Origin of the sequence: Ruminococcus sp. RTP21198st1_G1_RTP21198_201120, assembly GCF_040924265.1 — a bacterium.
Lineage (GTDB): Bacteria > Bacillota > Clostridia > Oscillospirales > Ruminococcaceae > Hominimerdicola > Hominimerdicola aceti.
The window spans coordinates 57,586-71,239 of sequence record NZ_JBCOMH010000004.1; the positions used below are offsets into that span (position 1 = coordinate 57,586).

Below are 13,654 nucleotides of genomic sequence, written 5' to 3' on the forward strand. Positions count from 1 at the left end.
TGCAAAAGTGTTATAATTTAAGTCGTCAGGAAAGGCTGACAGAGAAAGGGGAAAGATATGTTTCTTAGAGTACTTTGCGTGATAACATCTGCACTTACAGTTCTTACCACGCTTTCAATGACATCATGCGGAGCAGACAACACCATTTCGTCTGAGGCCTCCGAAAGTGCTGTTACATCTACGGCAGACAGCGGTAAAACTGCAAAGGATATCCTTTCGGCAATAGAGGGCGACCACATGGACGCTTCGACTTTTTACGGTGAGGACAGCTTCACAAAGAATACCGAAAAGCTTTATGGTATAGAAGCTGACAAGCTCAGCGACGGAGGAATACTTTACTCCTCTGACGGCAATTATGCTGACGAGATATCAATGCTCAAAATGGCTGACGGAAGCAGTGCAAAAAGCCAGCTTGCAGACAGGCTGAGCTACAGACTTAATCAATATGAAAACTACAAGCCTGAAGAAACAAAGAAAATACAGGCGGCAAAGATATTTCAGGCTGGAGATTACTGGGTGCTTGTTATCTCTGACAATGCTGACGAGATATCTGACGAGATAACAGACATGATAAATTAAAAGACGGAGGAAAGAAAATGACAACAGCGAAAAAAATACTTACCCTCGCACTTTGTCTGACCTGCCTTACAGCGGGTATGACAGGCTGTGCAAAAGATAAAAGCAGTTCTGATACTAAAATTGCTAAAAGCACATCATCACAATCAGAAAGCAGCGACAGCGAGAAGATAAAAGAGCTTAACGACAAGCTTGAAAAGCTGGAAAACACGCTTTCTAACATTCTGGGGGAGGATATATTTGATCCCGCAGACGGTGACGGCAACGTAAACGGTGAGATACACCCTATCTATGATGATACGGCAGTGGTTGAAGCTTACAAGTCGGGTGATGATTCAAAGCTCACTGACGACAAGAACAAATACATACTCAAAGAGCTAAAAAAGGCTGTGGGCGAGATAATCAAAGACGGCATGAGCGAATATGACAAGAAAAAGGCTGTTTATGATTATGTGTTCTCTCAGACCCACTTTAATGACGATTCTCTTGTGGCGATATCTGATGACAGTGAAGATGACGAGTCATACAATCCTTACGGATTTTTCCATGACCACTCTACTATCTGTGTGGGAAACGCAACAACAATAAAGCTGTTTTTTGATGTCCTAGGTATCGACAGCAAGATAATACACTCAACAGAAAACGGCGAACACGCTTGGAACGTTGTGAAGATAGATGGCAAATGGTATCACCTTGATGTGACATTTGATGGTGGCAACGAAGCTCCAGACTACGCATATTTCAACGTACCTGACACTGCAAAGGACGACGGCTCCTATCCTTGGAACAAAGAGGACTTCCCTGAATGCACTGCCACTAACGATTGCTACATATGCAAGAATGCCAAGAAGCTTGACAGCGTTTATGATATACCTGAGCGCATAAAGGAAGCAATGTCAGATAAAGGAAAAACTATATATATGTCACTGGACGTTCCGGAGGGGGCAGGCAGCACTGCTGTTGCGGAGCAGGTCACAAACATAATATCAAACTTTTACATTGACGATTACAACGTCTCTTCCACACCTGTTATTGACGCAGGGGACAAGGTTTGCTTTGGAATTTCTTTAAACTCGGCAGATGATGACGATTCGGATAATTCTTATGACACAGACAATGCACTCGGCATTGATTACGACAAGCTTTCAAAGGCTTTCTCAGATGCTCTCGGAATAGATTATGAGTATGAGCCTGATTATTCTGATAATAACATAATGGGTTAAAGCCTATAAGGGGATTCTTTAAGGCAATACCGCACAAAGATTGCACGCCGTCAGGTGGGATTTGTGCGGTGTTGCCTTAATAAAAGCCGCAGGGCATACAGCGTAAAAACTGTATACCCTGCGGCTTTTTATATCGGATTTGATCGAAGAAAGCTTGTTCATTGGGTCACACGTCAGCTTGCCTGACTGTCTGCCCTTTTCCGATTTTGTATGTTTGAGAAATTAGTTCTCGAAAAGTGCTGTTGAAAGATATCTCTCACCTGTATCAGGGAGAAGTGCAACGATAGTCTTGCCCTTGTTCTCAGGTCTCTTTGAAAGTATCTCAGCGGCTTTAAGCGCTGCACCTGATGAAATACCAACAAGGATACCCTCTGTTTTAGCGAACTTGTTGCCTGTCTTGAAAGCGTCCTCATTCTCGATAGGGAGGATCTCGTCATAAACCTTTGTATCGAGGACATCAGGAACGAAGCCTGCGCCGATACCCTGAATTTTGTGTGGACCTGATTTGCCCTGTGAAAGAACAGGTGAAGTTGCAGGCTCTACTGCTACTATCTTAACGTCAGGGTTCTTTGATTTGAGATACTGACCAACACCTGTTACTGTTCCGCCTGTGCCAACGCCTGCGATAAAGATATCTACCTTACCGTCTGTATCTTCCCAGATCTCAGGACCTGTTGTTGCAAAGTGAGCGGCTGGGTTTGCTGGGTTTACGAACTGACCGAGGATAACTGAGTTCTCGATCTCGCCCTTAAGCTCGTCAGCCTTCTTGATAGCACCTGTCATGCCCTTTGCGCCTTCTGTGAGAACTATCTGTGCGCCATATGCCTTAAGAAGATTTCTTCTTTCGATACTCATTGTTTCAGGCATTGTAAGAATTACCTTGTAGCCCTTTGATACGCCCACAGCCGCAAGACCGATACCTGTGTTTCCTGATGTAGGCTCTATAATAGTTGCGCCTTTCTTGAGAACGCCCTTCTTCTCAGCTTCCTCGATCATTGCAAGTGCAACTCTGTCCTTAACGCTTCCTGCCGGGTTGAAATATTCAAGCTTTGCAAGGATAGTTGCGTCAGCCTCTACTGCCTTTTCAAAATTAACTGCTTCGATTATTGGAGTTTTTCCGATAAGCTCCGAAACGCCCTTATAGATCTTTGACATTTTAATCTACCTCCGATATGAAAATTATTTTATGCGGTTTTCTGTACCGCTTATGTTTGCTATGGTTATACTATATCACTTTATTCCTACTATGTCAATAGGATTAATATGCTTTCTATGTTTTATACAACAAAGCCAGCTTATTCCGAGCTTCGATTTGTGCATTATGACCTATAATCATACTCAGTAATGCAATATGGCTTATTATTTTCATCGCAAAGCTCCACAAATTTTCTGCCCACATCGGTATAAACAAGAGCCTTTATGGCTTTACCACGCTTCAAGGGATTTTTATATTCCACACGGATACGCTTCACAGCAGACTCGTTTTCCACAAACTCGTCTGTTATGTCAAGATATCTCGCATTGTTGACGTGTTCGTTCATGTCGATATAGCATTTCAGCACCGGGATATCCTCATACACCTGTGGCTCAGTATCAGGTAGGGCTATCTTTCTTGGAAGATACTCCATATCAAGCTTTGGATAGAGCTTCACCCTATCAACAAGCTCCTGTGGAACTTTTATAGGCCGCTGAGAGGTCTTGTCCATGAAAGCGCCAGAAGCTATAGACTTCACGCAGATATCACCGTTTTCGTCATATATAACTGTATTTCTGTAGCCATACATTCTTTTTAGCTCATATGTCCATGTTTTGACGGTGAGCTTTTCGTTTTGCTCAGGTCTGCGGACTATATCAAGCTGTCTTGACACAAGAAACATCACGCAGTTTTCTTTCTCAAAAAAAGGCGACATAACAGGGTGAGTGTCAAGGTGGATAACAGAGCAATCCTGCAAAAGATCAACAAGGCAGCTATTTCTTATTATGCCATGCGAACCTATCTGGCTGCAATTTACAGTGCGTTTCATTTCGTACATATTGCTTTCCTCCATTCTGCTATATGATAATTATACAACTTATTGTCGCTTTTTTCAACAGCACATAGGTACAAATGTTAACAGAGGTAAAGAAATGTTAAAAAAAACTTGTTGAAATTAGTCCGCTTTGCTACTTATAATGATATTACAGCAATTTTACAGGAGGCAAAATATGTTTTTATGGTTAATGATAGCTATTCTTGTGGCGGTCTGCTCTGTGGCTGGCTTTATTTATCTCACAAGAAGAATATCAGCTTTTGGCTTTATAAAAAAGCTTTCAAAGGATAAAAAGGTACTTAAATACGCCATAAGTGCAGGTCTTATAGTGCTCACAGGCGGCATAATATGGCTTATATGGGACTGGATAAATGCGATAATCTGTTTGCTGCATCTTGTTATATTCTGGCTTTTGTGCGACTTGTTTGTGTTCATTGGAAAGAAGATATCAAAGAAACAGGCAAGCAAATGCCTTGCAGGCTTTATCGCCGTGCCGCTGACGGTGGTTTATCTTGCGGTGGGCTGGTATCTTTGCAGCAATGTGTGGGAAACTGACTACACACTGAAAACTGATAAGAAGTCAGGTGACATAAGGATAGTTCAATTTGCAGACTCTCACGTTGGCACAACATTCCATGGGGACGGCTTCGCAAAGTACATGGAAGAGATACAGAAGCTTGACCCCGATGTGGTGCTTATAACAGGCGACTTTGTTGATGATGACACATCAAAAGAGGACATGATACAGTGCTGTGAAGCTCTTGGCAAGCTGAAAACAAAATACGGCGTTTATTTCTCATTTGGCAACCATGACAAGGGATACTATGACCCTTCGTATCGTGGCTACAGCGGTGACGATCTTATTGCGGAGCTTGAAAAGAACAATGTCAACGTATTACAGGACGACACCGTGCTTATCGACGATCGTTTCTACATAATAGGCAGACAGGACAGGTCTGAGGAAATGGAAAAGGGCGGTCACAGAGCATCTATGGAAGAGCTCACAAAGGATCTTGACAGCTCGAAGTTCACAGTTGTAATGGATCACCAGCCTTGTGATTATGACGCTCAGGCGGCGTCAAAGGTAGACCTTGTTTTGTCAGGTCACACACACGGCGGTCAGCTCATACCAATAAACTTCCTTGGCACTCTCATCGGCGGCAATGACCGCACATACGGCTATGAAAAGCGTGAGGACACCAACTTTATCGTGACATCAGGCATTTCAGACTGGGCGATAAAATTCAAAACAGGCTGCAAGTCTGAATACGTTGTTATTGATGTTTCGGAGAATTAAATAGCAGGACAAAGCAAAAGGGTCAGCGAAAATGCTGACCCTTCAGTCTGTATCAGGGCTTTGAATGCTTTTCTATCGTGATTTTTATCCAAAATGTTCATCTGTCTTTCGGGTGTTCGCTGTGTCGAAAAACGCTGTGTATAAAAGTTTAGCACAATGTTTACCCGTAGTCAAGCACCGAACTATTGACAAATCGCACTTGTGGATATATAATTTACCATGAAACTACACTTTGAAAAGGAGGTGTGGCAGTGACAAAGGTCATATATCCTGTTATCGGCAGGCAGACTTCCCTGCCCTTTTATCTCACCGGAATAGGCATTTCCGACCCTGAATTTCACGTCACAAGGGACAAAGGGCTTGTTTCACATCAGCTTCTTTTTACCTCAGGGGGCGAGGGCAGACTAATTGTCGGGGGAGAAGAATTTGTGCAGACAAAAGGCTCAGCATTTTATCTGCCCCCTAGCGTTCCACATGAATATTATCCTGCAAATGGGAATTGGATAACAAACTGGATAGTTTTCCGTGGTGAATTTGCGGGGCAAATGCTTGCAAACCTTGGCTTTGACAGCTTTAGATTCTCCCCTGAGATAAACACCCAAAAACCTGCTCAGCTTTTTGAGCGAATTTTAGTTGCCGCTGCCGACCCTGTGAATTGTGGCGAAAAAACATCCGCACTTGTGTATGAATATATCCTCGCCATGAGGACTGCAATGCTTTTCCCTGACAGCCGAAACAACGTGGGAAGCATTACAAGGCAGGCGCTTTTGTATATTGACAGCCGATACATGGAGGATATCACCGCAGAAACACTTGCAGGACTTTCGGGAGTGTCAGTACAACATTTCTGCCGTGTTTTTAAAGCAGAAATTTCAATGCGTCCCCTTGAATATATTGCAAAACGACGTATCTCTCAGGCAAAATCTCTGCTTCTTAACACCAACTCTGACATAGGCGACATAGGCAAGCAGGTGGGCTATGAGGACAGAAACTATTTCAGCATCGTTTTTAAAAAGCTGGAGGGCGTTTCGCCAAGAGAATACCGTCGTTCAAGAGGAACAGGTTTGTAATAATATTTTAAGCTTTATTAGAATTTTCTTAGCATATTTCAAAGCAAAATGTTCGTATCTTAATAATATGCAAAATATTTCAGATTGACCATACACTCCTTTAAGCTTATAATTGTCATAAGAAAGCAAGAAGCCATGCTTTATGCAAGGAGGATAACTTATGACGATACTAAAAAGGAGCGCGTCAATGGTGTCAGCATTGGTCATGATGATATCTAGCGCAGGCGCTTACAATTGCAGTGCGGAGGGAACAACGGTGAACGATAGCAATACAAATAATACAAGAGAGATAGTTATTGACGGAACTACGGCTCAGCTCAAAGAAAATATGCGCTACAGAGGGGCAGGCATGGTGAGTGCAAACAACTCATCAAGGCTTCTGTTGGATTACAAGGCTGAACACCCAGATGTATATGAGCAGATAATGGAATATATGTTTGGCAAAGAGGGTATCGGCATTACTCACCTTAAGTTGGAAATGGGTGCGGATATAAACTCATCATCAGGCACAGAACCATCTGTAATGAGAACAGAGGACGAAAAGGCTGACGTAACAAGAGGTGCGGCATACCAGCTTGCCGCTGACGCAAAGAAGATAAATCCTGACCTCACATTGGATATGCTTTGGTGGAGTGAACCAAAGTGGGTATCTGACGCTTCCGACGTTTATGCTGCAAGATACAAATGGTATAAAAACACCCTTGACGCCGCTTATGAAACATATGGACTTGAATTTGACTATGTAAGTGCTGTGCAGAATGAGCGTGGAGCTGACCCTGAATGGGTGAAATATCTTTCCTCACATCTCAAAAGTGAAAAAGGCACCCCTTATGACTACTCAAAGATAAAGATAGTCGGTGGAGAAGAGGTCTGCACATGGGGCTTTGCTGACAGAATGTATGAGGACAGCGAACTTATGAACGTTGTTGACGTGGTGGGAAGCCATTACACAAGTGAGTCCACCGAGAACGCACAGAAGCTTGCATATGAAGAAAACAAAGAGCTTTGGTTCAGCGAAGCAAGCTCGCCAATGGCATATGCGCAGTGTACATACAGATATGACGGCTCAGGGCTGGCAGGCATAAACGGCACACTTGATATTGCAAACAGAATAATCGGAATGTATCCAAACGGCAAAATGATACTTTATGAGTATCAGCCTGCTGTATCGGCATACTATGACGGCGCTTGCTACTGTCAGAAACAGCTTATCTCAGCCTGCGACCCTTGGAGCGGTTATTATATGCTTGACAGCGGTTTTTATATGTCTTTGCATTTTTCGCAGTTCATTGAAAAAGGCTGGGCTTTCGTTGACAGTGGCTGTTACAGCGACGGCAAAAAAGGCGGTGACGGACACGCTATCGTCGACGCTGTTTATAGCTACATGACCGCCACCGATACAGAAACAGGCGATTACAGCACTGTTATCACAAACACTACAAGCGAGCCTATACAGTATGACCTCAAGGTATCAGGACTTGACAAGGCGTCAAGCAACGTGAGCGTATGGGAAACAAGAGGTCCTGACAGCATTGACGACAGCTATGACGAGAATTATTTCAAGAAAACTGAGGATATAACCCCTACAGAGAACGGCGGAGCTTATACATACTCTGTGACAGTGAAGCCAAATTCTATTGTGACAATTTCTACTGTTACACCTGAGCGCACAGAATACAAAAACGCTGACGAGAGCGAACGCACTGTTTTGAAGCTTCCATATTCGGACGATTTTGAGTATACAGGCTATCCTGAGAATTATCTTTCATCAAGGGGCAATGCGCCAAGATACACAACAGATCAGGGCGGTGCTTTCGAGGTGGAAAAGACCGACAAGGGCAATATGCTAGTTCAGCAGATAACGGCTGACATGAAAGCCAACGAGTGGGGCTACACCCCCGAACCTGTGACTACATTCGGTGACGACAGGTGGTATAACTACTCTGTGAACGTTGACGCTGCTTTTGCGACTTCGCAGGACGCAGGATCAAACTATGTGGGCGTTGGTCTGAGATACACGCTTGGCTGCAATTCATACAGTGGCTATTGGATAAAGCTTTATGAGAACGGAAGCTGGGAGCTTAAAGCAAATGACGGCACTCTTAGCAGTGGAAGCATAGACAGCTTTGACGGCACAGCTTCTCACAAGCTTAAAGTCGAGGCTGTAAACAACGTTATCCGTGGATATATTGACGGAAACATGGTGGCTGAATACACTGTGAACGAGGGTGAATCTCTTATCGGTGCAGGCAGAGCGTCACTTTTCAGCTCATACAACAAAAACAGCTTTGACAACTTCTCTGCTGAACCTGTGGAGGGCAGTGACACATATGTAACTCGCTTTGACGAAACAGACTCTTGCTTCACTTTTGAGGGCAACTGGGAACACAACCTTATGAGCAGCTTCAAAAACTACAAACGAACCATATCAGATGGCACAGAGGGCGACTCTTTCACAGTAAGCTTTGAGGGAACAGGCTTTGCGCTTTCAGGTGAAACAAGAGAAAACGCTATACTCGGGGTATCAATAGACGGAGGTGATGAACAGCTCGTGACAGTTTCAAGGACAGGTCAGCGTGAGATATCATGCCATTTTGAAGGCTTGTCTGAGGGTGCTCACACCGCAAAGGTAACCATAAAATCAGGCAAATATACAATTGACGCTATGCAGGTAACAGGCGGAAAGATACCATTCGAGAAGAAAAAGCCTGCGAAGTCTGAAAGCACTAAGTCAGGCAAAAGCAAGCTTCCTATAGCTGTTGGGGCAGGCGTTTGCGCTGCTGCGGCAGTCGGTGCAGTGATATATGGCATAGCAAGAAAGAAGCGTAAGGAAAATAATGACTAAAATAAGCAGAACAACAGACATGACACAAGGCAGTGAAATGCGACACATAATAATGTTTTCACTGCCCTTGCTTGCAGGAAATCTTTTGCAGCAGACATACAATATAGTGGACACTATGGTGGTGGGGCGTTATCTGGGCGATGACGCCCTTGCCGCTGTTGGTGCTACAGGCTCTATCACTTATCTTTTTTACACCCTTTGCATAGGGCTGTCGGTGGGTGCAGGAATAATTGTCGCACAGTATTTCGGTGCAGGCAAGAAAAAAGCCATGCGGTCGGCAGTATTCAACTCAGCGCTTGTTACAGCTATATTCGGCATTGTAATAAGCCTTTTATCCGTGCCTGCCGCAAGACCGATACTGGAGCTTTTGAAAGTTCCTGACAAGCTCATCGGAGATTCTGTGGCGTATATGCAGATAGCCTGCGGCGGAACGATAGCGGTGGCAGCATACAACTGGATAAACGCCATAATGAGGGCTTTGGGCGACTCAAAAACACCGCTGATATTCTTAGGTGCAGCAAGTTTGCTAAACGCCCTCCTTGACCTGCTTTTTGTGGTGGTATTCAAATTCGGCATAGCAGGTGCGGCGTGGGCGACAGTGCTTACACAGGCACTTTCTGCCATTTCTTGTATTGTGTACTGCTTTGCAGTGAGCGGAGAGATAAGGCTCACTGCCGACGATCTGCACGCCGACAAGGACATGATGAGCCGCTGTGTGAAAACAGGCGTGCCTATCGCCATACAAAACGGACTTATCTCGGTATCAATGGTGGCTCTCCAGCGTGTGACAAACGGCTTTGGCGAAACGGTCATGGCGGCATACACAGTTTCAATGCGTATCGAGCAGTTCGTTCAACAGCCGTTTTCTTCACTTAATGCGGCGGTTTCAACATTCACAGGACAGAATATCGGTGCAGGAAAAGAAAAACGTGCGCAGAAAGGTCTTGCTTGTGCGATAAAGATATCGGTGATATTCTCGGCAGTGGTGCTTGTGCTGTTCACACTGTTCGGTGGAGCGATAACATCTTGGTTTGTCAAGGGCAAGACTGTTATAAGCATATCGGCAAAAGCGCTTATCATAACCTCACTTTTCTACTGGTCGCTGGGTATTATCCACACCACAAGGGGCTTTTTAAACGGCGCAGGCGACACAAACTATGCCCTTGTAAACGGCATGGCGGAGGTAATATGCAGGATAGGTCTTTCACTTATCTTTACAAGGATAGCTTTCATAGGCTATTGGGGCATATGGTACACCACCGCTGCAACGTGGTTTGTGACCGCCATGGTGAGCCTTATAAGATACAAGGGTGGAAAATGGAGGCTTCATTCAATTGTAAAATAGATTTTCATAACTGCTGTACCGATTGGGTGCGGCAGTTTTTTTAAGTTGAAACAGTTTCATATTATATATGAAATATTCATATGAAACCATATTGAAAATTCATAGTGCAGTGGTATAATACAATAAAAGGAGTGACGAGCAATGAACATTACCGAATTTGCAAAAGCCGCAGGAGTATCAAAATCTGCTGTGAGCAGATATTTCAATGACGGCTATGTGAGTGAAGAAAAGCGCAGGCTTATTGAAGCCGCCATAGAAGCCACAGGCTATGCCCCAAGCGTTCAGGCGCAGAACGTGAGAACAAGGGTGACAAAGCTTGTGGGAGTTATTATACCGAAGCTTTCAAGCGAGAGCTGTGCAAGAGAGGTAGAGGGAATAAGTCAGGTACTCAGTGAGCAGGGCTATCAGCTTTTGCTTGTGAACTCTGCCAACGACCCAAAGAAAGAAGTGGAATATCTGGAGCTTTTCCGAAGCAATCGTGTTGACGGAGTTATCTTCTTGGCTTCTGTTTTCACTCCGCTCCATGACGCTGTGCTGAAAAAAATGCGTGTGCCGGTGGTAATTGTGGGACAGGAATACAAGGGTGCAAACTGCGTTTGTCATGACGATTACAAAGCCGCCTATACCGCAGAGAAGCTTATGCTTGACAAAGGCTGCAAAAAGCCCGCTTTTATCGGTGTTACCGAGCAGGACAAGGCGGCAGGTCAGGCAAGAAAAGACGGGTTTCTCCACGCCCTTTCTGACAACGGCATCAACATTGAAAAGTCTGATATGCAGACGGCTGAATTTAAAATGGACTCAGGCTACAAAAGGGCTTTGACATTACTGAGAAGCGGCAGAAGGTACGACCACATTTTCTGTGCCACCGACAGTCTTGCCGCAGGCGCGCTCCTTGCCTGCCGTGAGCAGGGATTGAAAGTACCAGAGGATATAATGATAGCAGGTATTGGCGACTCTCAGCTTTGTAATGTCACGTCCACTCCCCTGACCTCTGTGCATTTTCATTATCGCACCGCAGGCATAGAAGCGGCACAAATGCTGCTCAATTCACTTAAACGAGAAAGCTCTATACCAAGGACACTGACGCTCGATTTTGAGCTGGAAGAGCGTGAGTCCACAGAGAAAAAATGTGAAACTGTGTGAAACCTTGTAACACCGCCTTGTAAGTTTATATTATTTGTCAATAGACAAATGCACTGTCATGGGTTATAATATAGTTAATGAAATCGGTATCACATAAATGATGAAACTGATAAAATAACATAGTTCGGACAAAATAATAAAAAAGCAAGCAAAGGACGGGATATTATGGATCACAGAAGTTCAGCTCGTGAGATACTTTCTGCTATAGGCGGAAAGGAAAATCTGGTCAGTGCCGCACACTGTGCCACAAGATTAAGACTTATAATCGCAGACAACTCAAAGATACAAAAGGATACCCTGGAGAACATTGATGTTGTAAAGGGCGTTTTTGAAGCTTCAGGACAGCTTCAGATCATCATAGGCACCGGAACGGTAAACAAGGTCTATGACGAATTTATCGCAGAGGCAGGCGTGGAAGCCTCTTCAAAGGACGAAGTCAAGGCTCAGGTGGCTCAGAAGCAGAACTGGTTCAAAAGACTTATCAAAACTCTCGGCGACGTATTCGTACCTATAATCCCTGCTATCGTTGCAGGCGGTCTTATCATGGGAATAATGGAAGCTTTGAATTTCATGGCTTCAAACGGCTTTATCTCCCTTGACACAAATGGATATGTTTTCACAATATTCAAACTGCTTTCAAATGCAGCGTTCACATTCCTGCCGATACTTATTGGCTATTCTGCAACTAAGGTGTTCGGTGGCAACCCTTATCTTGGTGCGGTAATAGGAATGTTCCTTATCCACCCTGACCTGCAAAACGCATGGACAGTTTCCACAAACGGATATGAGCAGACTTTCTCCATATTTGGTCTGTTCAACGTTCACATGGTAGGCTATCAGGGTCATGTAATTCCTATCATAATCGCTTCATTCATTCTTGCGACTATGGAGAAAAAGCTTCACAAGAAAGTGCCTGACATTGTCGACCTTTTCGTTACACCTCTTGTGAGCCTTACAGTAACAGCTTTCCTCGTTTACACCTTTATCGGTCCTGTATTCGTTGCCCTTGAAAATGGCATTATCACAGGCGTTCAGAAGCTTATCACTATCCCATTCGGCATTGGCTCGTTCATAATGGGCGGTTTCTATTCAACAACAGTTGTTGGCGGTATACATCATATGTACACTGTTATCGACATTGGTCAGCTTGCTAAATATGGTGCGACATATTGGCTGCCTCTGGCATCTGCCGCAAATATGGCTCAGGGAGCTGCCTGCCTTGCAGTGGCAGTAAGAAGCAAGAACAATAAGATAAGATCAATGGCTTATCCATCTGCTCTGTCTTGTATGCTTGGCATCACAGAGCCTGCAATATTCGGTGTAAACCTTAGATTTGTAAAGCCTTTCATATTCGGCTCTATCGGCGGCGCTTGCGGAGCAATGGTCGCTTCTATCCTCCACCTTGGCGCAACTGCAACAGGTGTAACAGGAATATTTGCAATACTTCTTACACTCAACCACCCAGTGAAGTATATAATCTCAATGGCTGTAGCAATGGGCGTTGCATTCACTCTTACTTGGCTTTTCGGCACGAACAACGAGCAGATAAGAAATGAGAACAAGCCTTCCGAAAACAAGACAGAAAAGGCTGAACAGCCTGCACAGGCTATCGAAACAAAGGCTGAAAATGCAGACGTAGCAGATGACGGCATTATCACAGCTCCGCTTAGCGGCAAGGCTGTAAAGCTTGAAAACGTTCCTGACCAGACCTTTGCACAAGGCATACTTGGTCTTGGTGCGGCAATAGAACCTACTGAGGGCAAGGTCGTTGCACCTGACGACGGCAAGGTCGAAACGCTTTTTGACACTTTCCATGCAGTTGGTTTGACACTTGACAACGGCAAGGAACTTCTTATCCACGTTGGAATAAACACAGTTGAACTTAAAGGCGAGGGCTTCAAGGCTTACGTTTCTGAGGGCGACAGAGTAACAAAGGGACAGACGCTTATCACTTTCGATATGGACTTTATAAAGAGTAAGGGCTATCAGACTATCACACCTGTTCTTGTGGGCAATTCAGACGAATTTGCCTCCGTTGAGGAGCTTGCAGAAGAAGGCACAGAAGTGACTATAGGAGATAAGCTAATAAAGGTAAACGCATAAAGTACAGACAAACCGTCAATAA

At 44.4% G+C, this 13,654-nt stretch carries 10 protein-coding genes; 8 read left to right on the forward strand and 2 right to left on the reverse strand.

The window, feature by feature from the left end:
* Positions 1-57: 57 nt before the first annotated feature.
* Positions 58-579 carry a DUF4358 domain-containing protein gene (locus AB5627_RS03685; RefSeq protein ID WP_022286642.1) on the forward strand — a complete coding sequence of 174 codons (522 nt, stop codon included), beginning with the start codon at positions 58-60 and terminating at the stop codon, positions 577-579.
* 17 nt (positions 580-596) lie between these two features.
* Entirely contained in the window at positions 597-1,799 is a 1,203-nt protein-coding gene (locus AB5627_RS03690; RefSeq protein WP_368369678.1) for a transglutaminase domain-containing protein, read from the forward strand.
* A 222-nt stretch (positions 1,800-2,021) separates the two neighbouring features.
* On the opposite strand, the gene cysK is transcribed toward AB5627_RS03690, so the two are convergent.
* Positions 2,022-2,954, reverse strand: a complete 933-nt coding sequence (gene cysK / locus AB5627_RS03695; RefSeq protein ID WP_022286644.1) for a cysteine synthase A — start codon at positions 2,952-2,954, stop codon at positions 2,022-2,024.
* 164 nt (positions 2,955-3,118) lie between these two features.
* The gene (locus AB5627_RS03700; protein ID WP_022286645.1) at positions 3,119-3,832 is read right to left on the reverse strand and encodes an acyl-[acyl-carrier-protein] thioesterase; all 714 of its coding nucleotides are present in this window, start codon (positions 3,830-3,832) and stop codon (positions 3,119-3,121) included.
* A gap of 172 nt (positions 3,833-4,004) precedes the next feature.
* Here AB5627_RS03700 and AB5627_RS03705 point away from each other — a divergent pair, with 172 nt between their 5' ends.
* From AB5627_RS03705 to AB5627_RS03730, 6 genes are all read left to right on the forward strand, one after another.
* A complete protein-coding gene (locus tag AB5627_RS03705; RefSeq protein WP_022286646.1) occupies positions 4,005-5,126 on the forward strand; it encodes a metallophosphoesterase in 1,122 nt (373 codons plus the stop codon).
* 251 nt (positions 5,127-5,377) lie between these two features.
* Positions 5,378-6,196, forward strand: coding sequence for an AraC family transcriptional regulator (locus AB5627_RS03710; RefSeq protein ID WP_278644948.1), 819 nt, complete (start codon positions 5,378-5,380; stop codon positions 6,194-6,196).
* A gap of 160 nt (positions 6,197-6,356) precedes the next feature.
* Positions 6,357-9,041 (forward strand): glycosyl hydrolase family 59, encoded by a 2,685-nt coding sequence (locus AB5627_RS03715; protein WP_265290407.1) that lies wholly within the window; start codon positions 6,357-6,359, stop codon positions 9,039-9,041.
* Positions 9,034-10,386 carry an MATE family efflux transporter gene (locus tag AB5627_RS03720; protein ID WP_265290406.1) on the forward strand — a complete coding sequence of 451 codons (1,353 nt, stop codon included), beginning with the start codon at positions 9,034-9,036 and terminating at the stop codon, positions 10,384-10,386. Before AB5627_RS03715 ends, AB5627_RS03720 begins: the two co-directional genes overlap by 8 nt.
* Before the next feature lie 141 nt (positions 10,387-10,527).
* The gene (locus AB5627_RS03725; protein WP_117958002.1) at positions 10,528-11,529 is read left to right on the forward strand and encodes a LacI family DNA-binding transcriptional regulator; all 1,002 of its coding nucleotides are present in this window, start codon (positions 10,528-10,530) and stop codon (positions 11,527-11,529) included.
* Positions 11,530-11,694: 165 nt separating this feature from the next.
* Entirely contained in the window at positions 11,695-13,632 is a 1,938-nt protein-coding gene (locus AB5627_RS03730) for a PTS beta-glucoside transporter subunit IIBCA (RefSeq protein WP_118053818.1), read from the forward strand.
* Positions 13,633-13,654: the final 22 nt, after the last annotated feature.

Coding starts and splice junctions, on each gene's coding strand:
- AB5627_RS03730 (WP_118053818.1), top strand. CDS start 11,695: ATGGATCACAGAAGTTCAGCTCGTGAGATACTTTCTGCTATAGGCGGA.
- AB5627_RS03705 (WP_022286646.1), top strand. CDS start 4,005: ATGTTTTTATGGTTAATGATAGCTATTCTTGTGGCGGTCTGCTCTGTG.
- AB5627_RS03700 (WP_022286645.1), bottom strand. CDS start 3,832: ATGTACGAAATGAAACGCACTGTAAATTGCAGCCAGATAGGTTCGCAT.
- AB5627_RS03690 (WP_368369678.1), top strand. CDS start 597: ATGACAACAGCGAAAAAAATACTTACCCTCGCACTTTGTCTGACCTGC.
- AB5627_RS03685 (WP_022286642.1), top strand. CDS start 58: ATGTTTCTTAGAGTACTTTGCGTGATAACATCTGCACTTACAGTTCTT.
- AB5627_RS03715 (WP_265290407.1), top strand. CDS start 6,357: ATGACGATACTAAAAAGGAGCGCGTCAATGGTGTCAGCATTGGTCATG.
- AB5627_RS03720 (WP_265290406.1), top strand. CDS start 9,034: ATGACTAAAATAAGCAGAACAACAGACATGACACAAGGCAGTGAAATG.
- AB5627_RS03725 (WP_117958002.1), top strand. CDS start 10,528: ATGAACATTACCGAATTTGCAAAAGCCGCAGGAGTATCAAAATCTGCT.
- cysK (WP_022286644.1), bottom strand. CDS start 2,954: ATGTCAAAGATCTATAAGGGCGTTTCGGAGCTTATCGGAAAAACTCCA.